This window comes from Brevibacterium senegalense (assembly GCF_000285835.1).
GTDB lineage: Bacteria > Actinomycetota > Actinomycetes > Actinomycetales > Brevibacteriaceae > Brevibacterium > Brevibacterium senegalense.
In genome coordinates, this window is record NZ_HE978607.1 from 134,126 (window position 1) to 155,400 (window position 21,275).

The following is a 21,275-nucleotide window of genomic DNA, read 5'->3' on the forward strand; positions in this document are numbered from 1 at the left end:
GCGGCGGCCAGGCGGACGGCCCGGCGCCCGGCCCCCACCGGGAAGCGGAGGGTCGGCCGCAGGCGCAGGCCGGTCCGCGCCGTGGGGAGGCGCGAGCGGCAGGGCCAGCGCCGCGACCCCCGCGGTCGTGCCCCACCCCAGCAGGGCCAGTGCGGCCGGATCGTCGGGTGCGACCTCGGGCCCCCGCAGCCGGGCGTAGCCCACGTACACGGCGATGACGAGCAGGCTGGACAGCAGCGGCATGAAAGCCGGCCACAGGAACTTCCGGTGCGCCTGCAGCACGCCCGTCAGCACGCCCCCGATCCCGTAGAGGACCAGCTGCGGTGCGAAGACGAGGAGGAAGCCCGAGGCGTACTCGGCCTGGGCGGGATCGCCCAGCAGAGCGTGGGCGATCGGCCGGCTGAAGACGGCGACGAGGATCGCCAGCGGCAGGGTGACGGCGACGGACCACGTCAGCAGTGCGGAGGCGATGCGGGAGGCCGTCCGCGTGTCCGCGCGGGCCAGGGGGCCCGCCAGCAGAGGGACGACCGCGCCGGCCAGCGCACCACCGGCGACGACCTCGAAGAGGATGTTCGGGACCTGGTTCGCGGACTGGTAGGCGGTGCCCACCGCACCGGCCCCCACCGTGGGCGAGAAGACGATCCACCGCAGGAAGCCGACGAGGCGCGACAGGAGCGTCGCGACGGACACCAGCAGCGCCGCGGACGCCGCGAATCGCAGCAGGCGGGGCATCAGCGTCCCAGGGCGTCGAACTCGCGCAGGCCGGGGGTCCGCTCGATGACGCGGGTGAACGACACCCGCTCACTGGCCAGTGTGAGCGCCGCCAGTCCCGCGAGCTCGCAGGCCAGCCGCGGACGGGAGGCGGTGAGCGCGGCGCGCAGGCCCAGAGCGGCGCCCAGGGCGTTCGCGCCGGCGTCGCCCAGCATCGTCGCCCCGCGCAGGTCGTCCGGCAGCAGTACTGCCGTCACGCCCACGACACCGGCGCCCACGGCACCGCTGGCCGCGGTCGCCCGCCGGCCATCCACCAGCGTCTGGACGCCCGCGATGACGAGCCCCGCCTTGAGGGCGCGGCCGGGCCGCAGGTCCAGCAGATTCAGGAGGTTCGCGGTGCCGGCGATGACGCCCCCGGCCAGGACGGCATCCACGGCACGGCCGGCAGGCGTCGTCGCGTCCGTGCGCAGCAGTGCCGCGGCCGCGACCGAGGCGACCGGGATGCCGATGACCTTGAGCGCCCCCGTCGTCACCCGGCCGCGGCGCAGGGCGCCCAGGTGTCCGCGCAGGCCCTTGGACGCACCGCGCTCCGCGAAGTCGTCGACCGCACCCAGCACTCCCGCGGCTCCCACCGCGGTGAGGACCGCGGTCCGCGGAACGGCTCCGGGCACGCAGGCGGCGGCGACCATCAGGCCGCCGGCCGCGACTGGCCCCTCGACGAGCGACACGGGGTCGCCGGCGTGATTGGTGCGCACCAGCCGCGGGATCCGCTGATCCGCGGTGCGGCGCAGGCGCATCGCCGCCCAGGCGACCGTCCCCGCCGCCAGCCCCACGGCCGCAGCGCGCAGGATCCCCGGTGCGGTGCCTGCAGCACTCATGTCCGGCCCCCGCCTCACTGCGCGGCGTCCGGCAGCACGGCGGTCGCCCCGGATCCGGTCCCGTAGTCGCCGAACGTCCCGTCCAGCGCGGCCTGCGTCACGAGGGGCACGAGGACCGGCCCGGTCGCCAGGTCCGTGCCGTCGACGGTCGAGAGGTCGACGCGGTCCGCGCGCAGGTCGGCCAGCAGGCCCGCCTCCGCCGAGGACGTGGGGCCCGCGACGACCGTCGTCGTCTCCCCCGCCAGTGCGGAGGAGAACCCGGACAGGGCGATGAGCTGGGCGGACTCCGGCTGCGCGGCCTCCGCCGTCGCGGACGCGCTGGGAGTGGGGTCCGCGGTCGTGTCCTCCGCCACGCCGGGGCTCAGCACGACGACGGCGTCCGCGTCCGTCCATTCCCCGCGGTCGATCCGGCCGGCCTCCGCGAGCACGTCGAAGAGGTCCTCCGAGGCCGCCCGCGCGTCGTCCTCGGACTGCTGGGACCCGTCCGCGGACTCCGTGGGCTGGGAGGCCGGTGCGGTCTCCTCACCGTCCCCGGCCTCGGCGTCGTCCGCTGCCGGCTGGGTGCCCAGCGCGCGCGCCAGGGCCTGGGTCACGACGGCCGCGTCGTCCTCCGGCAGCGTGGGGTCCGCGTCGCGCAGCGCGGTCACGAGGGCCTCGTCCGGGGCGGAGAAGGTCGACTCCGTGAAGTCCAGATCGGTGGCCACACCACCGCCGGCCTCTTCGATCCGGGCGCTGATCGCATCCGCTTCGTCGTGGTCCGCGCCGTTCGCCCGGACGAGGACGACGGACCGGTCCTCGAGCGCGTCCGCGACGAGGTCCGAGGCGGTCGCCTCGACGAACGCGGCCGTCTGCTGGGTCTGCTCCCGCGACACGTCCAGATCCGTCCGCAGCTGGTCGCGGTCCGCCCGCAGGCTGTCGACCTGCGAGGTGAGCGAACTGCCGATGGGGCCCTGCAGCGGACCGGCGCCCAGGACGATGCCCACCGCCAGCGCGAGGAAGACGGAGATGAGGGAGACGAGGTGGTAGCGGAAGTCGATCACGGGATGCTCAGTTCGTGTGTGTCGGGGGCCCAAGGGGCTGCGGGGAGGGCTTCTGCGGAGGAGCCGCCGAACAGGTCGCCCAGCCATTGGAAGAATCCGTCGAACTGGGCGGCGAGCAGGCCGAACGCGGTCTGCCCCGCAGCGGTCGCGGACACTGCAGCACCCAATGCGACCAGACCGGCCAACGCCAGCAGCATGAGCTGCATCGTGCCGATCCGCTGCCGGTACAGGAGGGACACGCCCTTCGCGTCCAGCAGCTTGCTGCCCACCCGCAGGCGCGTGATGAACGTCGAGGCCATGCCCTTGCGGCCCTTGTCGAGGAACTCGATGAGGGTGTCGTGGGTGCCCACCGCGACGATGAGCTGCGCGCCCTTGTCGTCCGCCAGCAGCATCGCGATGTCCTCACTGGTGCCGGAGGCGGGGAACGTGACGCACTCGACGCCCAGGTCGCTCACCCGCTCCACGCCGGGGGCGCGGCCGTCTTTGTACGCGTGGACGACGATCTCCGCGCCGCTGGTGAGCGCCGCGTCGGACACGGAGTCCATGTCGCCCACGATCATGTCCGGCTGATGGCCGGCCTCCAGGATCGCATCCGCGCCGCCGTCCACCCCGATGAGCACCGGACGGTGCTCGCGGATGTAGGGGCGCAGCATCGCGAGGTCCTCCTTGTAGTGGTAGCCGCGCACCACGATGAGCGCGTGCCGGCCCTGGAAGGAGGTGCGCACCTGCGGCACCTGCAGGCCGTCGGTCAGGAGATCCGAGTCCTTCTGGACATATTCGACGGTGTTCTCGACGAAGTCGCTCAGCACCTCCGTCATCCCGGACTCCGCGTCCGCCATCGCGGTCTCGATGGTGTCCGCGGTCTGCACGGTGCCGGTGGCGATCTCCTCACCGTCGCGCAGCAGGGAGCCCTCAGCCACCGACAGCTCCTCGCCCTCCTCGACGCGGCCGTCGAAGAGGTCCTCGCCGAAGTCGTCGATGAGCGGGATGCCCGCGGACACGATGATGCCGGGGCCCAGGTTGGGGTAGGCACCGGACACGGACCGGTGCGCGTTGAGGACCGCCGCAGGGCGGCAGTCGACGAGCGCCTCGGCGGACACGCGGTCGATGTCCGCGTGCCGGATGATCGCGATGTCTCCGGGCTGGAGTCGCTTCGTGAGGTCCTTCGTCCGCCGGTCGATCCGGACGATCGCCGGGCCCACCGCGGCCTCGATGTCCACCCTCTCTCGGGTTCTGCGCAGAATCATGGTGAGGACATCATCCCATCAGTCCCTGCGGAAGCCCGTCTTCGACGCGTCCGCGTCGCGCACCAGCTCCTCCGCGTGCGCACGGGCGGAGGCGGAATCGGACATGCCCGCCAGCATGCGGGCGAGCTCCTGGGTGCGCTCCTCCCCCGCCAGCTCGCGGACTCCGGACACCGCACCGGTGCCCTCGTCCGTCTTGCGGACGACCAGGTGGTGGTCCGCCCACGCCGCGACCTGAGGCAGATGTGTCACGACGATCACCTGCGAGGAGGTCGCCAGTCGGGCGAGTCGCCGCCCGATCTCGACGGCCGCCGCACCTCCCACGCCGGCGTCGACCTCGTCGAAGACGAAGGTGGGGAAGGTCTCCGTACGGGCCCGCACCACCTCGATCGCGAGCATGACGCGCGACAGCTCGCCGCCCGAGGCTGAACGGCCGATGTCCGTGGGGTCCGCGGCCGTGTGGGACCGGAACAGGAGGCGCACGTCGTCCGCGCCGTGGGCCGCGGGCGTCGCCTCCTCGACGGCGAACTCGAGGGAGGCGTGCGGCATCGCGAGTGCCGCAAGCTCCTCGCCCACCTGCGCGCAGAAGTCCTCCGCCGTGCGCCGGCGCACGGCGCGCAGGGCCTCTCCCGCCTGCGTCAACGCCTGGGCGGCCTCCTCGAGGCGGGTGTCCATGTCCCCCAGGCTCGCCTCGGAGTTCTCCAGGTCCAGCAGCTCCGCACCGGCCTGCTCCTCGAACGCGAGGACGGCGTCGAGGTCCTCCCCGTAGGCGCTCAGGGAGCCCAGCAGTGCCCGGCGCTCCTCCGTCTGCTCGAGCGACTGACCTTCATCGTCGCCGAACCCGGCCAGATAGGACGAGAGGTCCGCACCCGTGTCCGCCAGTCGCACGGCGATGTCGTCCAGCGCCTCCATCGCGCCGGAGAGTGTCTCGTCGACCGCGCCGGCACGGCCCAGGGATTCCGCCGCCTGCGCGATGAGCGCGGTCGCGCTCTGGGCGTCGTCCCACTCGCTGCCCAGCAGCAGGTCGTGGGCGCGGCCCACGGACTGCTGGAGCTCCTCCGCCGCACCCAGGCGGGCGGCGAGCGCCGTGAGCTCCGCGTCCTCGCCGGGGACGGGCCGGACCTCGTCGATCGCCTCGAGGGCCGTGCGCAGGAAGTGCATGCGGGCGGCCCGCTCCGATCGCGTCTCCTCGAGGCGCGCATGCTCCGCGGTCAGCGCGCGGTGGGCGTCGAAGGCGGACGTGTAGGCGTCCCGTGCGGACCGGCCGGCCTCGCCCGCGAGCGCGTCGAGGAGTGCACGCTGCTGGGCCTGGCCGCGCAGGGTCAGCTGCTCGGACTGACCGTGCATGCTCACGAGGTCCGCACCCACGTCCTTGAGGACGCCCAGGGGCACAGTCCGGCCGCCCGCGGTGGCGCGGGCCCGCCCCTCGCGCGGCAGCATCCGGGTGAGCACCGCCTCGCCGTCTGCGTCTCCGCCGGCCTCCTCGATCCGCTCCGCGGCCTGCGAGCCGCCGGCCGGGAGCGCGAAGACGCCCTCGACGGTCGCCCGGTCCGCGTCCCGGCGCACGGCGGAGGAATCCGCGCGGGCGCCCGTCAGCAGGTCGAGCGCGGTGATGAACATCGTCTTGCCCGCTCCGGTCTCGCCCGTCACGGCGGTGAGGCCGGTGCCCAGGTCGATGTGCGCGGAGGTGATGACGCCCAGGTTCTCGATGCCGATCGAGCTGATCATGCCGTCTCCCCCGCCGGTCCCCTCCAGCCGTCGACCGGCAGCTGGAACTTCCGCACCAGCCGATCCGTGAAGGGACCGCGTTGGATCCGGGCCAGTGTCAGTGGCTGCGCAGACCGGCACGCCTCGATGTGCGAGCGGCTGGGCAGTCCGATCTCCTCACGGCCGTCGCACCAGAGCACGGCCGACTCCTCCGCGTGCCGGGCCCGGTACTCGACGGCGATGACGGAGGACGGCCCGGTCACGAGGGGCTCCGCGAAGAGCGCGTGCGCGCTGATGGGGACCATGAGCAGCGCCTCGACGTCCGGCCACACGATGGGGCCGCCGGCGGAGAACGCGTAGGCGGTCGAGCCGGTGGGGGTCGCGAGGATCGCACCGTCGCAGCCGAAGGTGGACACCGGCCGGTCGTCGATGCCCACGCTCAGTTCGATCATCTGCGTGCGCGGGCCCTTCTCGACCGTCGCCTCGTTGAGGGCCCAGGCACGGTGGATGATGCGTCCCTCGAGGCGGACGGTGATGTCGAGCGCCATCCGCTGTTCGATGTCGTAGTCGCGGTCGACCAGGCGGCGCACCGTCTCGTCGAGGTCCGCGGACTCGCTCTCCGCCAGGAAGCCCACATGACCCAGGTTGATGCCCACGACGGGCACACCCAGCGTGTGGAAGCGCTCCGCCGCGCGCAGGATCGTGCCGTCGCCGCCCAGGACGATGATGAGCTCGCAATCCTCCGCCGCCGCCAGCAGTCGGTCGTCGTCGACGATCTCCGTGCCGTTGGGGCGGGCGTCGTCGTACGAGCACAGGACGTCGTGGGCCGACCGGGACATGACCGGCACGATGTCGTTCGCTCCCAGCGCGGCGCACACGGCCTCGGCGGCCATCCGGGCGTTCTCGCGGCGCGGGTGGAGGTCGATCAACATCCGTCGGGTCACGGGCCAACCTCCGGGGCGGGTGCAGGGTCAGATGCGGCGCCGCCGGTCAGCGGCGCACCGCGCTCCACCGTAGCCGATGGACCCGGACCGCCGGTGGAGGTTCCCCCGTCCGCGCTCCCGCAGGTGGCGGACGGGGCAGGGGCATGGGCCAGCACGAAGTGCTCGATGTTGCCGGCGGGACCGGGCAGGCGGGACTGCGCGGTGGCGCGGACGTGCGCGCCCCGCTCCTCGAGGGCCTCGACGACGCGGGCGATCGCACGGGCACGATCCGCATCGCGGGTGACGACGCCGTGCTTGTCCAGAGCGGAGCGGCTCAGCTCGAACTGGGGCTTCACCATGAGCAGCAGGACCGCCTGCGGCCGACACACGGCCAGCAGGGCGTCGACGACGAGGGTGAGGGAGATGAAGGAGAGGTCCGCGACGACGAAGTCGACAGTGCCGTCGGCGCGGAAGGGTGTGTCGGTCCGCGCGGCGAGGTCCGTGCGGGTGAGAGCACGCACGTTCGTGCCCGGCAGGTCGTGGACCCGCGGGTCCCGGGCGAGGGCGGGGACCAGCTGATCGTGGCCCACGTCGACCGCGTGGACGGCGGCGGCTCCGCGTTCCAGCAGCACCTGGGTGAAGCCGCCGGTGGAGGCACCGGCGTCCAGGCAGACGGTGCCCGCGACCGCAGCGGGGGCGAGCGCTCCGTCCGCTTCGAAGTCCTCCAGTGCGCCCAGCAGTTTGTGGGCGCTGCGGGCGACCCAGTGCTCCGGGTCGTCGAGCTCGACGAGGGCGCCGGCCGCCACGGGTGCCGACGGGCGCAGCACGACCGTGCCGTCGACCCGGACGCGACCGGCGCGGATCTCGCGCGCCGCGCGGGTGCGGGACGCGGCCAGGCCCAGAGCGGGGAGGACGGTGTCGAGACGCCCCGGGGGCGTCGGGCGATCGGTGGGACCGGCAGCGGAGGGCCTGCCGGCTGTGGACGTATCCGCGGAGACCTGGTCAGCGGAGGGCGTGGGGTCGGCAGGCATGTCAGAGGTCGGCCAGTGCCGCGTCGAGGCGGTCCAGCAGCGCCTGTGCGTCCCGTGCGCGCGCGTACTCCTCGCTCGCGTCCAGCGCGGTGAGCGCCTCGTCCCACTCGTGCACGGGCAGCGATCCGCCGGGCAGCGGTGCGGACTCGCTCATGCGAACCGCCGGGGTACGCCGTTGGGCAGGAGGTCCAGGAGGCTGTCGAGGAGCACGTGGGGCCGCTCCTCCGCCGGCGCGGCGAGCGCATCCTCCTCGCGGTGGACGCCGGTGAGCACCAGTCCGGCCGTGATCCCGGCGGCACGGGCACCGGCGATGTCGGTCTCCAGGCGGTCTCCCACCATGAGCGGGCGCGCGGCCCCCAGCAGGTCGGTGCCCGCGCGCATCATCGACGCCGCGGGCTTCCCCGCCACCTGCGGGGTCGCTCCCGTCGTCTCCTGCACGACGCGCACGAACGAGCCGTTGCCCGGCAGCAGTCCGGCCTCCGTGGGGAACGTGCGGTCCAGATTGGTCGCCCACCACTCAGCGCCCGCGCGCACGGCCGTGCAGATCTCCGCGAGCTGACGCCACCCGGTGTCCGGGGAGTGCCCCTGCACGACCGCGACGGGGTCGTCCGCCGCGCGGGTGACGACTGACAGGCCCGCGTCGCGCACCTGGTCGGCGAGTGCCTCGGACCCCACCACCAGGACGGGGGCGCCGGCGGGCATCGTCCGCGCCAGCTCCCGCGCCGCGACGATGCCGGAAGTGAGGACCTGCTCCGGACGTGCATCGACACCCAGCTCGGTAATGTGGTCGGCCACCTGCCGAGCGGATCGCGAGGCGTTGTTCGTGAGGAAGACGACTGGCACCCCCGCGTCCGCCAGACCGTTGAGCGCTGGGGCGGCGCCGGGCACGGCCGTGCGTCCCGTGTACACGCAGCCGTCCAGATCCAGCAGCACGCCGTCGAAGTCGAGAGCGCTCATCGGATCATTCCGCACTGCCGGGTCCGCCGGCGGTCAGAGATCGAAGAGCGGCTCCGTGAGCTCCTCGTCGTCAGCGTGGGTGTCATCCTCATCCTCGTCCTCGTCGTCCTGGGCGGGGGCTGCGGCTGCGGCAGTCTCCGACGCAGCGGCTTCGGGCACGGTCGCCTCGGGAGCGGTCTCACTCGAATCGGCCTCAGCCTCATCCGTCGTCACCTCGTCCGCCGTGGTCGTGTCCGCCACGGCCTCGGCCTCGTCCGTCGCGCTCTCGCCCAGGAGCTCATCGAGCTCGTCGACGATCTCCTGGTCGAACTCGGAGTCGACGGCGCGCAGACGGGACTCCGCGTCCTCGTCCACCGGAGCAGTGGCGGCGGCCTCGGCAGACCCGGTCTTCGCGGCCTCGGCGACGGTGTCCACGGCGACGGTCTCGGATGACGTGTCGTCCGGCGCGTCGACCGTCTGCTCCTCATCCTCCGTCGCTGCCGCGGCGGACTCCGTCCCCGCGGCCTCGACGGCCTCACCCTGGTCCGCAGAGGCGGACTCCCCCGAGGCGGATTCGTCGTCCGACGCAGCCTCGTCGTCCGACGCAGTCTCGTCGTCCGCGGGCAGCTCGAGCTCCTCGAGCGTGACGATCTCCACGCCCGCGTTGGGATCCGTCTCCTCATCGCCGAACAGGGTGCCGGTCGCCCGAGCGGTGCGCCGCGCCAGCTCCTCGTACCGGTCGGCCAGGTCGTCGTCGCCCTGCAGCCGGATGACGTCCGAGTAGACCGACAGCAGTCGCACCAGCGTCCCGTTCGCATTGCCCGCGAAGTTCCGGGTCTCCAGGAGCGCGCGGGCCTCCGGCACATGACCCAGGTCCATGTGGGCGCCGGCGGCGACCATGAGCAGCTCGGTGTAGAGGTCGTGGCCCAGGCCGCCCTCGGAGGCCTCGGCGAACAGCTCGAGTGCCTTCTGCGGACGGCCGCGCCCGCGCTCCGCATCCGCGATGAGCGGCAGGTTGTCATCGGAGCCTGCGATCCGCCGGTGCGTGCGCAGCTCCCGCAGCGCCTCGTCGTACTGGCCCAGGTGATAGAGCAGGATGCCCACGGCCTCGCGCACACCTGCGATCCGGCTGCCGCGCGCGGCGGCGGTCTTCGCGTGCTCGTGGGCGGCCGCGGGATCGGTGGTGATCAGCTCGCCGGCGGCGACCAGGTGCCGTGCCACGCGGTCCGCGGTCTCCTTCGAGAGGGGACGCAGCTGCGCGCGGATCTCCTTGGGAAGCTCCTGGCCCGTGATCCCCTCGGGGATCGGCGGACCCTGCGGCAGACGGGGTCGGTCGTCGCTCCGCTGCGCGCCTCCACGACGGGGGCCACCCCGGTCGTCACGACGCGGTCCGCCGCGGTCGTCACGACGCGGACGTCCCCGGTCACCGCGACGGGGCCCGCCTCGGTCGTCACGACTGTAGCCTCCGCGGTCCTCACGACGAGGCCCACCGCGGTCGTCACGACGCGGCCCGCCTCGCTCGTCCCGGCGCGGGGCTCCGGTGCCATCGCGACGGGGGCCGCGGTCGTCGCGCCCACCGCCCCCACGGCGGTCGCCGTCACGACGGTCCGCAGCGCGGTGATCGCCGCGGGGACTGCGGTCGTTGCGCTCGAACGGACGCCCGTCATGGCGAGGCCCGCCCTGACGATCTCCGCGCGGTCCCCTGTCGTCGCGTCGGGGACCGCGCTCGTCGCGGCGGTCTCCCTCGCGCCGGTCGCCGCGCGGTCCGCGGTCGTTCCAGTCCCGGTCGCCGCGCACCGACGAGCGGCGGTCTCCGCCACCGCGTCGGTCGGAGCCCGGACGACCGTCGTCGCTCCACCGGCTGCGCTGCGGTCGGCCATCGGTGCGGCCGGCCCCGCCTCCGCGACCGGTTCCTCCCGAACGGCCCTGGGGTCCGCCGGACCGCCCGCGATCCCGATCATCACGACCACGGCCATCGCGTCCTCGAGCGTCCCGTCCGTCCCCGCCCCGGCGCGGTCGATCCCGGTCGTTCCTGCGGTCGCGGTCGTTCGTCTCGTCTGCTTCAGCCATCGCCATCCTGGATCGTCACTCTTCGGTTCAGCGCCGACCGGCGGCGCACAGGCTCCGTCTGACCGGGCCGAACATCGAACCCAGTCTAGCCCGCCGAAACCACTCGCCCGCGGTGGCGGAGTTCACCTTCCGCACACCTGGACATCACCTCCCGTCGACCTGAGAGTCCCCTGAACTTCTTAGCGTCGAACACGATCGACGGTCCCTGCGTCCGCTCGTCATCTGCGTCCCGCACAGCTCCGAAAGGCTCCCATGCACCGCTCCCTCGCCGCCGCCGCGGCCGGCTCGCTCCTGGCACTGGCCGTCGTCGCCCCCGCCGCGGCCGTCATCGTCGATGATCCGATCGTCGACTCCGCCGACGACGCAGCGCTTGCGATCGCGCCGGTCGGCACCCACGACACCGGCATCTTCGACGAGTCCGCCGCAGAGATCGTCGTCCACTACACCGCCGGCCAGCGCACACTGGTCGTGAACGCGCAGCGCGGGGCCGTCGACATCCTCGACGCCTCCGATCCCACCGCCCCCTCCCACGTCTCGGAGATCACGGCGGAGGGCACCGAGGTCGCGGACGGCTCTTCGATCCCCGCAGGCGCCGTCGCGAACTCCGTCGCGGTGCGCGAGGACGGCCTGGCCGTCGTCGCCGTCGAGGCCCCGAACAAGACGGACGAGGGCTGGCTCCTGTTCGCCGACGTCCGCGAGGTCGAGCCGACGATCCTGGGCGCCGTCACCGTGGGCGCGCTGCCGGACTCGGTCGTCCTGTCGGAGGACGGCACCTACGCCGTCATCGCGAACGAGGGCGAGCCGGCCGAGGACTACTCTGTCGACCCCGAGGGCTCGATCGGCATCGTGACCCTGCCGGACGACGTGGCCGCAGCGGACCAGTCCCAGTACCGCGCCGCGGACTTCCACGCCTTCGAGGGCGACGTGCTTCCCGAGGGAGTGCGGATCTACGGCGGCCGCGGGGACGCGGGGACGGGCACCCCCGAGCGCCCGGTGTCCGAGAACCTCGAGCCCGAGTACTCGACCGTCATCGGCGGCCGCGCGTACACGACCCTCCAGGAGGCCAACGCGCTGGCGATCACGGACCTCGAGTCCGCGACCGTCGAGCGCATCGTCCCGCTCGAGACCACGGATCTGCGCGACGTCGCATTCGACGTGTCCGACCGCGACGACGCGATCAACCGGCAGAACTGGCCGGTGACCGCGTTCCGCGCCCCGGACACCATCAAGTCCACCGAGATCGGGGGCCGGTCGTATCTGTTCACCGCGGACGAGGGCGATCTGCGCGACTGGGACGCCTACAGCGAGGAAGCGCGCATCAAGGACTTCAGCGACGACGACATCGCACCGCTGTGCGAGTCCGTCGCCGACGGCACCGGCCTCACGCTCGACGAGCTCACCGAGGACGAGAACCTGGGCCGCCTGACCGCGACAGTCGCCGACGGCCTGTCCGCCGACGGCGCCTGCTACGAGGAGATCCACGTGAGCGGTTCGCGGTCGTTCTCGATCCTCGACGAGGACGGTGCGGAGGTCTACAACTCCGGCTCGCTGTTCGAGGAGATCACCTCGGAGGTGCACCCCGATTTCTTCAACTCGAACCACTCGGAGTCGAACTTCGACGGCCGCTCGGACGACAAGGGCCCCGAGCCCGAGGCGATCGAGGTGGGCGCGATCGGCGACCGCACGTACGCGTTCATCGGCTTCGAGCGCACCAGCGGCTTCGTGACGATGGATGTGACCGACCCCCGTTCGCCGGAGTACGTCACCTACGTGAACAACCGCGACTTCTCCGTCTCCGGCGAGGACGACCCATCCGCATTCGCCGGAGCCGGCGACCTGGGTCCCGAATCGATCACGTTCGTGCCCGGCGCGGATGCCCCCGGCACGGCCGACGGCAGCGTCGCGGATGCGATGCTCATCGTCGGCAACGAGGTCTCGGGCACCACCACCTACTACTCGGTCGAGGATCTCCTCGCGGAGGACCCGCAGCCCACCGAGGAGCCGACCGGCGAGCCCACGGACGACCCCACCGCGGATCCCACCGCGGATCCCACGGACGACGCCACGGAGGAGCCCAGTGCCGAGCCGACGGACGAGCCCACCGGCGCGCCCACGGACGATCCGCGCGAGGACGACGACGAGGGAGGCAGCGGTGACGATGACGGTCGCGGGGACGGCGACGAGCGCCTGCCCCGCACCGGCGCGACCATCGCGACCGCGCTGACGGTCGGCGCGCTGCTGGTGGGCGGGGGCGTCTCGGCCCTCGTGATCGCACGCCGCCGCGCCCTCTGAGACCGGCGCTGAGACGACGGGGAGTCCGCACTGCGGGCTCCCCGTCGGTCGTCCGCGAGACATCACGACTGGTGAGGATGCCCACGATCCCGTGAAGTCCCCGGTGAGAGCCGGCACGAACCCTGCTACCGTCGATCTGCACCGACAGCACAGACCCACCCCCTCGTGGAAGGACGTCACACGTGGCCGGACGCGCCCCAGCAGATCGATCGGAGAACCCGGCGAGCCCGCCGGGCGACGGCAGGACCCCCGTGGACGACCCGCCCCGCGAGGAGTCCCGCACCCGCATCAACTGGCGCGTCTTCGTCTCCTCGGGCGTCATGATCCTCGCGGTCGCGCTCTGGGCGATCCTCATGCCGCAGAACGCGGACACCGTCATCAACGCCGCGGTGGGGTGGGTGTCCGCCAACTTCGGCTGGTACTACATCCTCACAGCGACGCTCATGGTGACGTTCGTCCTCGTCATCGCCTTCTCCCGGTCCGGCGGGATCCGGCTGGGCCCCGACCACTCGCGACCCACCTACAACCTCTTCACCTGGACGTCGATGCTGTTCGCCGCGGGGATCGGCATCGACCTCATGTTCTTCTCCGTCTCGGAGCCCGTCACCCAGTACCTCGCTCCCCCGACGGGCGACGGCGAGACGATCGAGGCGGCCCGACAGGGCATTGTCTGGACCCTCTTCCACTACGGCATCACCGGGTGGGCGATGTACGCGCTCATGGGTGCCGCGTTCGCGTACTTCGCCTACCGCCGCAACATGCCGCTGTCGATCCGTTCCCTGCTGCAGCCCATCCTGGGAACGCGGATCAAGGGCTGGCTGGGCGACTCCGTCGACGTGGCCGCGGTACTGGGCACGGTCTTCGGCATCGCCACGAGCCTGGGGATCGGTGTCGTCCAGCTCAACTACGGCCTCTACCTCATGTTCGGGATCGAGCAGGGGACGGCCGCGCAGATCGGGCTCATCGTCTTCGCCGTCCTGCTGGCGACGCTCTCGACCGTCTCCGGCGTCGAGAAGGGCATCCGCCGGCTCTCCGAGCTCAACGTGCTCCTCGCGATCGTCCTCCTCGTCTACGTGCTGGTCGCCGGCAAGACCCGGTTCCTGCTGGACGCGCTCGTCATGAACGTGGGCGACTTCCTCTCGCGCTTCCCCGGCATGACGCTCGACACCTTCGCGTGGGAGCAGCCCGATGAGTGGATGTCCGCGTGGACCCTGTTCTTCTGGGCGTGGTGGATCGCCTGGGCACCGTTCGTCAGCCTGTTCCTGGCCCGCATCTCGCGAGGCCGGACGATCCGGCAGTTCGTCACCGGGGTCCTCATCGTCCCCCTCGCCTTCATCATCATCTTCATCTCGATCTTCGGCAACAGCGCACTCGACTTCGTGCGCTCCGGGAACGAGGCGTTCGGAGAGATCGCGATGAACGTGCCGGAGCAGGGGTTCTACGACCTCCTGTCCCTGTACCCGGGCGCCTTCTTCCTCATCGGTCTGGCGACGGTCGTGGGCCTGCTGTTCTACGTGACGTCCGCGGACTCCGGCGCCCTGGTCCTCTCGAGCTTCACGTCGGTCATCGACGATCCCCGCGAGGACGGCGCCAAGTCGGTGCGCATCTTCTGGTCCGTCGCGACCGGCGTCCTCACGATGGCGATGCTCATCGTGGGCGGCGTCACGACGCTCCAGGCCGCCACCGTCATCATCGGGCTGCCCTTCAGCGCCGTCCTCTACCTCGTCATGGCGTCGTTCTGGAAGGCGCTGCGAGTGGAGGCGCATCAGCGCGAGGGCAGACTGGCCGCGCTGCCGGCCGGCATCGCCTCCGGCGGCGGCCTCAGCTGGCGACAGCGCCTCAGCCGGATGACGGCTCTCCCCAGCGCCGCGCAGACGCAGAGGTTCCAGGACACGATCGTGGAGCCCGCCCTCACAGCGGTGCACGGCGAGCTGGTCGACAAGGGATTCGACGCGACCATCGAGCGCACACCGGTCGACTCGCTGCACGTCGACGACGTCGCTCTGTGCGTCCGGTTCGAAGGCGAACAGTCCTTCGACTACCAGGTCTACCCGGTCCCGCGCAGTGCGCCGGGAGTGGGCGGCTACGGGGGTCGCGGTGCACGGGTCTTCCGTCTCGAGGTGTTCTCCGCCGCCGGCTCGCAGGGGTACGACGTGTACGGCTTCAGCGCCCAGCAGCTCATCGCAGACGTGCTCACCCGGTTCGAATCCCACCTCGAGTTCGTCCGCATCGCCTCCGATGACGGCGGCACCCTCCCCACGCACGGATCCGCCGCCGAGACGCCTGACTGGCAGGCGGACTTCTGACCGCCACACCGTTCCCACCCGCACTCGCACGCGACAGATGGAAAGAAGGTTCATCCCATGCCCAACACCCTGTACATCGATGGCGCCTGGACGACCGCACAGGACGGCGACACCCGTGACATCCACTGCCCTGCGAACGGCGATCTGGTGGCGACCGTCGACGAGGCGTCCGAGGCGGACACCGTCGCAGCGATCGAAGCCGCGCGTCGCGCATTCGACTCCGGCGTCTGGTCGTCCGTCCCCGCCGCGCAGCGCGGCGCGCTCCTGACGGCGACCGCGGCCGCCATTCGCGAGCGGAAGGAGGAGTTCGCGCGTGCGGAGTCCGACGACACCGGGAAGCGGATCGTCGAGTCCCGGATCGACATGGACGACATCGCGAACTGCTTCGACTACTTCGGGCGCATCGCGGACTCCGAGGCCGGCCGTGTCGTGGACGCGGGCGACCCCGCGGTCCGAGCGAAGATCGTCTACGAGCCGGTGGGCGTGTGCGCCCTCATCACGCCCTGGAACTATCCCCTGCTGCAGACGGCGTGGAAGGTCGCACCGGCGCTGGCCGCCGGCAACAGCTTCGTCCTCAAGCCCTCGGAGCTCACCCCGCACACCGCGATCCTCCTCATGGAGGTCCTCGACGGCCTGGGCCTGCCCGCGGGTGTGGGCAACCTCGTCCTGGGCGCGGGGGCCACCGCCGGAGCGCCGCTGTCGACCCACCGGGACGTCGACCTGGTCTCCTTCACCGGCGGCCTCGTCACGGGGCGCCACCTCATGGCGAACGCCGCGGCGACCGTCAAGAAGGTCGCTCTCGAGCTGGGCGGCAAGAACCCGAACGTCGTCTTCGCGGACGCGGACTTCGACGCCGCCCTGGACAACGCCCTCAACGGCGCCTTCATCCACTCGGGTCTCGTCTGCTCCGCCGGCAGCCGTCTCATCGTCGAGGAGTCGATCGCCCCGCGGTTCGTCGACGAACTGGTGCGTCGGGCGCAGGCGATCCGGCTGGGCGGCCCCTACGACGAGCGCGCGCAGACCGGCCCGCTCATCTCCGCCGCTCATCGCGACAAGGTGACGGCCTACGTCGAGGCGGGCGTCGCCGAGGGCGCGCGCGTGCGCTGCGGCGGCCGCTGGGGCGAGGGCGAGCTGGAGAAGGGCTTCTACTATCTCCCCACCGTCATCGACCAGGTGCACACCGGGATGTCCGTGGTCCAGGACGAGGGCTTCGGCCCGGTCGTCACGGTCGAGACCTTCACCACCGAGGACGAGGCGGTGGCACTGGCCAATGACACGATCTACGGCCTGGCGGGCGCCGTCTGGACGCAGGACGCCGGCCGGTCGGAGCGGATCGCCTCCCGCCTGCGGCACGGCACCATCTGGATCAACGACTTCGGCCCGTACCTCCCCCAAGCGGAGTGGGGCGGCTTCAAGCAGTCCGGCTTCGGCCGCGAGCTGGGCCCCACCGGCCTGGCCGAGTACCTCGAGGCCAAGCACATCTACCACAACACGGAGCCGGCGGTCACCGACTGGTTCGCAGAGGACTGACCCGGTCGCGGGCACTGGCAAGAGGATGGACATGAAGACACTCGACACTTTCGACTACATCGTGATCGGCGGAGGCAGCGCCGGCGCGGCGGTCGCCGCACGCCTGAGCGAGGACCCCGCCGTGACCGTCGGCCTGCTGGAGGCGGGACCCACCGACGTCGACGACCCCGCGGTCCTGGACCTGGAGTCCTGGCCCGCCCTCCTGGAATCCGGCTACGACTGGGACTACCCGATCGAACCGCAGGAGCGCGGCAACTCCTTCATGCGGCACGCTCGCGCGAAGGTCCTGGGCGGCTGCTCCTCGCACAACTCCTGCATCGCCTTCTGGGCGCCGCGGGAAGACCTGGACGCCTGGGCCCACGAGTACGGCGCCGAGGGCTGGGACGCGGACACCTTGTACCCGCTCTACCAGCGTCTCGAAACGAACGAGGATCCGGAGCCGCATCACGGCACGGACGGCCCGGTCCACATCATGAACGTCCCGCAGGACGACAAGTCGGGCGTGAACCTGCTGGACGCCGCTGAGCAGGCCGGTCTCCCCCGCACTCGCTTCAACACAGGCGAGACCGTCGTCGACGGTGCCGGCTTCTTCCAGATCAACCGGCGGGCGGACGGCACCCGGGCCTCGTCGTCCGTGTCGTACCTGCACCCCCACCTGGACCGCGAGAACCTCTCGATCCTGACCGACACGCAGGTGACCCGCATCGAACTGGACGACGACCTGCGGGCGACTGGCGTCCACGTCGTCGCGGACATCCACGGGCGGACGGCACGGATCGGTGCGACGCGCGAGGTCATCGTGTCCGCGGGTGCGATCGATTCGCCCAAGCTGCTCATGCTGTCCGGGATCGGTCCGGCCGACCACCTGCGCGAGGTGGGCGTCGAGGTCCGCGTCGACTCCCCCGGGGTCGGCTCGAACCTGCAGGACCACCCGGAGGCGGTCATCCGCTGGGAGGCGAAGAAGCCGATGGCGCGCACGTCCACCCAGTGGTGGGAGATCGGCCTGTTCCACGCGACGGAGGAGGGGCTGGACCGCCCGGACCTCATGATGCACTACGGCACGGTGCCGTTCGACATGCACACGGCGCGCCAGGGCTACCCCTCCGCGGAGGACGAGTTCTGCCTCACGCCCAACGTGACCCGTGCGCGCTCGCGCGGGACGGTGCGCCTGCGCAGCCGCGACTTCCGGGACAAGCCCCGCGTCGACCCCCGCTACTTCACCGACCCGGAGGGTCACGACCTGCGAGTCGCGATCGCCGGGATCAGGCTGGCGCGCGAGATCGTCGCCCAGCCGGCGATGGCCGAGTGGGCGAGCCGCGAGCTCTCCCCGGGCATCGAGGCGCAGACGGATCAGGAGATCGGCGACTACGTCCTCGCGACGCACAACACCGTGTACCACCCTGTGGGCACCGTGCGGATGGGGCCGGTGGACGACGACCTGTCTCCGCTGGATCCCCAGCTGCGCGTCAAGGGCGTCACGGGACTGCGCGTCGCGGATGCCTCCGTCATGCCGGAGATCGTGACGGTCAACCCCAACATCACGACGATGATGATCGGCGAGAAGGCCTCGGACCTCATTGCCGCGGATCGGGCGCACGCATGAGCGGGGATCGGGCACCTCTGGGCGAGCACACTGCGCACGCCGGCCTCGTCCTGCCGCGCGTGGGTCTGGGGACGTACGCCCTGCGGGGGCAGGAGGGTGCGGACGCGGTCGCGACCGCGCTGCGAAACGGGTACCGCCTGCTCGACTCCGCCTTCAACTACGAGAACGAGGCCGCAGTGGGTGCCGGCGTGCGCGAATCCGGTGTGGACCGCGCCGAGGTCGTGGTCACCTCGAAGCTGGCCGGTCGCCATCACGGCGCCGAGGCCGCGCGCACCGCGATCGAGGAGTCCGTCCTCCGCATGGGGCTGGGGCACATCGACCTCCTCCTCATCCACTGGCCCAATCCCGGTCGGGGACTCTACGTGGAGGCGTGGAAGGCACTCATCGACGCGAAGGACCGCGGACTCGTCCGCCACATCGGCGTGTCGAACTTCCTGCCGGAGCACCTGCAGGAGGTCGAGGACGCCACCGGTGTGCGACCGGAGGTCAATCAGATCGAGCTGCACCCGCACTTCCCCCAGGTGGAGGCGCTGCGCCTCCACCGGGAGAAGGGAATCATCACCCAGGCGTGGAGCCCGATCGGTCGTGCCGGTGACGTGCTGGCGGAGCCCGTGGTCCGGGACGTCGCCGCCGCGCACGGGATCACGCCCACGCAGGCGGTGCTGGCCTGGCACGTCGCGCGGGGCGCGCTGCCGCTGCCCAAGTCGGCGGATGCGCACCGGCAGGCGGAGAACCTCGCCTCCGCACAGGTCGTGCTGACAGCGGACGAGGTCACGGCGGTCACGGCGCTGGGACGCACGGACGGCCGCCTCAAAGCTCAGGACCCCGCGGTCTACGAAGAGTTCTGACCGGTCGCCGTCCCGGAAACGAGGAGCCCCCTGCGCCGCACCGGCGCAGGGGGCTCCGTCCGCTCATGTCGTGCCGCGCTGCTCTGCGAGGTCGGCGAGGACCGTGGGCAGCTCCTCCTGGAGGTCGCCCCTCACCACGACATCCGCGAGGGAGTCGAACGGCGTGGACTGCGCGTTCACGATGACGATCCGTGCCCCGTGCTGGGCGGCGACCGGCACGAGCCCGGCGACCGGGTGCACGCTCAGTCCGGTGCCCACGGCCACGAGGACGTCGCACGCCTCCGCAGCGGCGAACGCGGCATCGAGGACGTCCGCGTCCAGCGCCTCCTCGAAGAGGATCGTCCGCGCGCGGATGATGCCGCCGCAGGTGGGACAACGCGGATCGGGATCTGCCGCACGCACCCGCTGCGCGGCCTCGGCCATGGGACCGCTCGCCCGACAGTCCTCGCACCGCCACGACCGGGCCGTGCCGTGGACCTCCAGCACGTCCGCCTCGGGGCTGCCCGCCGCCTGGTGCAGACCGTCGATGTTCTGCGTAATGATCGTCGTGGGATTCCCCGCCGTGGCGAACGCGGCGATCGCCCGGTGTGCGGGCGTCGGCTCGCGCTCCCACACCCGCGACTCGAGGCGCATCTGCCACGCACGCCGCCGGACGGACGCATCTCGCAGGTACCAGGACAGGGTCGACGTGCGTTCGGCCTCCGGATCGCGCGTCCAGACGCCCTGGGGTCCCCGGAAGTCCGGGATCCCCGCGGCCGTGCTGATGCCGGCGCCGGTGAGCAGGACGACGTTCATGTCACACTCCCGACTGCCCCGGTGCCCGAGGCTCCGGACGCCTGAGGGCATCGAATCGGCTGAGGACCGAGGCCGCAGTCTCATCCGCGCACGCGGCGAATCCGGTGCCGGCCCACAGGTGCAGCAGTTCGGGGTCGTCCGAGACCGCGGCAGCTGCGCGGATCCCACCGGTGAGCACATGGACCTGCGGGTACCCCGCGACCGCGGCCCCCTCCATCGCCGTGGTGAACCGGTTGGAGAGTGCGCGTGCCGGACGGCCGGTGAAGACGCGTGTGAGGACCGTACCGCGGTCCCCCGGGTCGAGCAGAGCCGTACGGTGCGTCGTCTTGGTCCCGGCTTCCCGTGCGGTGAGGAACAGCGTGCCCAGTTGGACGGCGGAGGCACCGGCGTCCAGCAGTCGCTGCGCGGATGCGGGGCCGTCCACACCCCCGGCGCCCACGACGGGACGGCCGCACGCTCCCGCGATCGAACGGACGAGATCCTCGGTCGTGATGTCGGAGGGCACTGTGCTCTGGTCGAACTGGGAGCGATGCCCTCCTGCTTCGATGCCCTGAGCGATGAGGAGGTCCGCACCGTGATCGACGGCCTGGAGTGCCTCCTCGACCGTCGTGACCGTCACGCCCACCTGCACACCGGCCGCCTGCAGCCGTGCCACGTCCTCACGACCCGGCAGCCCGAAGGTGAAGGTCACGACCTGGGGCGCAGTCCGCTCGAGCATCGCGAGCATGGAGCTGTAGTCCGCTCGCGCCTCGTCGTCGACGGAGAGAGGCACCGCGGGGATGTCGCCGACGATCCCCTCTGCACGGCACCACGACTCGAGCGAGGACCGGTAGTCGTGCGCGTCCGAGGACGACGTGGGGCGCTGCTCCGGGACGAACACGTTCACCGCCACGGGACCGGTCGAGAGCGAGCGGAAGGCCGCCAGCTGCGCCTCGGCCGCCGCAGGGCTCAGATAGCCGGTGGCTAGCGAGCCCAGCCCTCCCCCTTCCGCGACCGCGCCGGCGAGCTGAGGAGTGGAGGGACCGCCGGCCATAGGGGCCTGCACGACTGGCAAGCGCAGTGAGCTCAGATCGAACATGAGGCCATCGTACGCACCTCGCTCCGCGAATGGATCCGGACTGCACATCGGACGACCGTGCGTGAATGGCGAATAGGCGTGCAGTCGAGGAGAGCTGGGCTCGATCCTCGGCTGCACGCCTCTTCTTCTACGGATATTGCGGCGGTGACTTACTCTCCCACACCCTCTCGAGTGCAGTACCATCAGCGCAGGCAGGCTTAGCTTCCGGGTTCGGAATGAGACCGGGCGTTTCCCTACCGCTATAACCACCGCAAAAACACGGGACCACGCAACCCCCACAAAA

General features: G+C 71.8%; 18 protein-coding genes and 1 rRNA gene. 5 read left to right on the plus strand and 14 right to left on the minus strand.

Going from position 1 to position 21,275, the window contains the following annotated elements; all coding sequences use genetic code 11:
- The 11 genes from HGBR_RS18025 to HGBR_RS19050 all read right to left on the minus strand — a co-directional run.
- The coding region (locus tag HGBR_RS18025) for a lipid II flippase MurJ (protein ID WP_245533347.1) at nucleotides 1–732 on the minus strand (732 nt) is incomplete at its 3' end.
- Nucleotides 732–1,589, minus strand: a complete 858-nt coding sequence (locus HGBR_RS13300; RefSeq protein WP_019159839.1) for a hypothetical protein — start codon at nucleotides 1,587–1,589, stop codon at nucleotides 732–734. The genes HGBR_RS18025 and HGBR_RS13300, both read right to left, overlap by 1 nt.
- Before the next feature lie 14 nt (nucleotides 1,590–1,603).
- Entirely contained in the window at nucleotides 1,604–2,629 is a 1,026-nt protein-coding gene (locus HGBR_RS13305) for a copper transporter (RefSeq protein WP_019159840.1), read from the minus strand.
- Nucleotides 2,626–3,876 (minus strand): putative cytokinetic ring protein SteA, encoded by a 1,251-nt coding sequence (steA, locus tag HGBR_RS13310; RefSeq protein WP_051013441.1) that lies wholly within the window; start codon nucleotides 3,874–3,876, stop codon nucleotides 2,626–2,628. Before steA ends, HGBR_RS13305 begins: the two co-directional genes overlap by 4 nt.
- An 18-nt stretch (nucleotides 3,877–3,894) precedes the next feature.
- Entirely contained in the window at nucleotides 3,895–5,601 is a 1,707-nt protein-coding gene (gene recN, locus HGBR_RS13315) for a DNA repair protein RecN (protein WP_019159842.1), read from the minus strand.
- On the minus strand, nucleotides 5,598–6,524 hold the full coding sequence (locus tag HGBR_RS13320; protein ID WP_040365112.1) for an NAD kinase: 927 nt from the start codon (nucleotides 6,522–6,524) through the stop codon (nucleotides 5,598–5,600). Before HGBR_RS13320 ends, recN begins: the two co-directional genes overlap by 4 nt.
- Nucleotides 6,521–7,534 carry a TlyA family RNA methyltransferase gene (locus HGBR_RS18030; RefSeq protein ID WP_019159844.1) on the minus strand — a complete coding sequence of 338 codons (1,014 nt, stop codon included), beginning with the start codon at nucleotides 7,532–7,534 and terminating at the stop codon, nucleotides 6,521–6,523. Before HGBR_RS18030 ends, HGBR_RS13320 begins: the two co-directional genes overlap by 4 nt.
- A 1-nt stretch (nucleotide 7,535) precedes the next feature.
- Nucleotides 7,536–7,688, minus strand: coding sequence for a hypothetical protein (locus tag HGBR_RS19980; protein ID WP_019159845.1), 153 nt, complete (start codon nucleotides 7,686–7,688; stop codon nucleotides 7,536–7,538).
- Nucleotides 7,685–8,491: an HAD-IIA family hydrolase gene (locus HGBR_RS18035; RefSeq protein WP_019159846.1), complete on the minus strand. Its 807-nt coding sequence runs from the start codon at nucleotides 8,489–8,491 to the stop codon at nucleotides 7,685–7,687. Before HGBR_RS18035 ends, HGBR_RS19980 begins: the two co-directional genes overlap by 4 nt.
- Before the next feature lie 33 nt (nucleotides 8,492–8,524).
- Nucleotides 8,525–9,691 (minus strand): prolipoprotein diacylglyceryl transferase, encoded by a 1,167-nt coding sequence (locus HGBR_RS20330; RefSeq protein ID WP_019159847.1) that lies wholly within the window; start codon nucleotides 9,689–9,691, stop codon nucleotides 8,525–8,527.
- Nucleotides 9,658–10,446 (minus strand): hypothetical protein, encoded by a 789-nt coding sequence (locus HGBR_RS19050; RefSeq protein ID WP_019159848.1) that lies wholly within the window; start codon nucleotides 10,444–10,446, stop codon nucleotides 9,658–9,660. Before HGBR_RS19050 ends, HGBR_RS20330 begins: the two co-directional genes overlap by 34 nt.
- 346 nt (nucleotides 10,447–10,792) lie before the next feature.
- Between HGBR_RS19050 and HGBR_RS13350 the strand changes: the two genes are divergently transcribed.
- The 5 genes from HGBR_RS13350 to HGBR_RS13370 all read left to right on the plus strand — a co-directional run bounded on the left by HGBR_RS13350 (nucleotide 10,793) and on the right by HGBR_RS13370 (nucleotide 19,119).
- Entirely contained in the window at nucleotides 10,793–12,832 is a 2,040-nt protein-coding gene (locus HGBR_RS13350; RefSeq protein ID WP_019159849.1) for a choice-of-anchor I family protein, read from the plus strand.
- A 251-nt stretch (nucleotides 12,833–13,083) separates the two neighbouring features.
- Entirely contained in the window at nucleotides 13,084–15,138 is a 2,055-nt protein-coding gene (gene betT / locus HGBR_RS13355; protein ID WP_019159850.1) for a choline BCCT transporter BetT, read from the plus strand.
- 57 nt (nucleotides 15,139–15,195) lie between these two features.
- Entirely contained in the window at nucleotides 15,196–16,668 is a 1,473-nt protein-coding gene (locus tag HGBR_RS13360; RefSeq protein ID WP_019159851.1) for an aldehyde dehydrogenase family protein, read from the plus strand.
- Nucleotides 16,669–16,699: 31 nt separating this feature from the next.
- A complete protein-coding gene (locus tag HGBR_RS13365) occupies nucleotides 16,700–18,271 on the plus strand; it encodes a GMC family oxidoreductase (protein WP_019159852.1) in 1,572 nt (523 codons plus the stop codon).
- On the plus strand, nucleotides 18,268–19,119 hold the full coding sequence (locus tag HGBR_RS13370; RefSeq protein WP_019159853.1) for an aldo/keto reductase: 852 nt from the start codon (nucleotides 18,268–18,270) through the stop codon (nucleotides 19,117–19,119). The genes HGBR_RS13365 and HGBR_RS13370 overlap by 4 nt, the downstream gene beginning before the upstream one ends.
- Nucleotides 19,120–19,182: 63 nt before the next feature.
- Here HGBR_RS13370 and HGBR_RS13375 read toward each other — a convergent pair whose 3' ends face one another.
- The 3 genes from HGBR_RS13375 to rrf form a co-directional block, all read right to left on the minus strand.
- Nucleotides 19,183–19,914: an SIR2 family NAD-dependent protein deacylase gene (locus tag HGBR_RS13375; RefSeq protein ID WP_019159854.1), complete on the minus strand. Its 732-nt coding sequence runs from the start codon at nucleotides 19,912–19,914 to the stop codon at nucleotides 19,183–19,185.
- Between the two features lies 1 nt (nucleotide 19,915).
- Nucleotides 19,916–20,992 carry an NAD(P)H-dependent flavin oxidoreductase gene (locus HGBR_RS18045; RefSeq protein WP_161601871.1) on the minus strand — a complete coding sequence of 359 codons (1,077 nt, stop codon included), beginning with the start codon at nucleotides 20,990–20,992 and terminating at the stop codon, nucleotides 19,916–19,918.
- A gap of 136 nt (nucleotides 20,993–21,128) precedes the next feature.
- Nucleotides 21,129–21,245, minus strand: a 5S ribosomal RNA gene (gene rrf, locus HGBR_RS13385).
- Nucleotides 21,246–21,275 lie beyond the last annotated feature (30 nt).

What these genes read in the sequence shown, in the direction of transcription:
- HGBR_RS13300 (WP_019159839.1), bottom strand. Translation starts at nt 1,589, where the DNA reads ATGAGTGCTGCAGGCACCGCACCGGGGATCCTGCGCGCTGCGGCCGTG.
- steA (WP_051013441.1), bottom strand. Translation starts at nt 3,876, where the DNA reads ATGATTCTGCGCAGAACCCGAGAGAGGGTGGACATCGAGGCCGCGGTG.
- recN (WP_019159842.1), bottom strand. Translation starts at nt 5,601, where the DNA reads ATGATCAGCTCGATCGGCATCGAGAACCTGGGCGTCATCACCTCCGCG.
- HGBR_RS18030 (WP_019159844.1), bottom strand. Translation starts at nt 7,534, where the DNA reads ATGCCTGCCGACCCCACGCCCTCCGCTGACCAGGTCTCCGCGGATACG.
- HGBR_RS19980 (WP_019159845.1), bottom strand. Translation starts at nt 7,688, where the DNA reads ATGAGCGAGTCCGCACCGCTGCCCGGCGGATCGCTGCCCGTGCACGAG.
- HGBR_RS18035 (WP_019159846.1), bottom strand. Translation starts at nt 8,491, where the DNA reads ATGAGCGCTCTCGACTTCGACGGCGTGCTGCTGGATCTGGACGGCTGC.
- HGBR_RS19050 (WP_019159848.1), bottom strand. Translation starts at nt 10,446, where the DNA reads ATGGCCGTGGTCGTGATGATCGGGATCGCGGGCGGTCCGGCGGACCCC.
- HGBR_RS13350 (WP_019159849.1), top strand. Translation starts at nt 10,793, where the DNA reads ATGCACCGCTCCCTCGCCGCCGCCGCGGCCGGCTCGCTCCTGGCACTG.
- HGBR_RS13360 (WP_019159851.1), top strand. Translation starts at nt 15,196, where the DNA reads ATGCCCAACACCCTGTACATCGATGGCGCCTGGACGACCGCACAGGAC.
- HGBR_RS13365 (WP_019159852.1), top strand. Translation starts at nt 16,700, where the DNA reads ATGAAGACACTCGACACTTTCGACTACATCGTGATCGGCGGAGGCAGC.
- HGBR_RS13370 (WP_019159853.1), top strand. Translation starts at nt 18,268, where the DNA reads ATGAGCGGGGATCGGGCACCTCTGGGCGAGCACACTGCGCACGCCGGC.
- HGBR_RS13375 (WP_019159854.1), bottom strand. Translation starts at nt 19,914, where the DNA reads ATGAACGTCGTCCTGCTCACCGGCGCCGGCATCAGCACGGCCGCGGGG.
- HGBR_RS18045 (WP_161601871.1), bottom strand. Translation starts at nt 20,992, where the DNA reads ATGTTCGATCTGAGCTCACTGCGCTTGCCAGTCGTGCAGGCCCCTATG.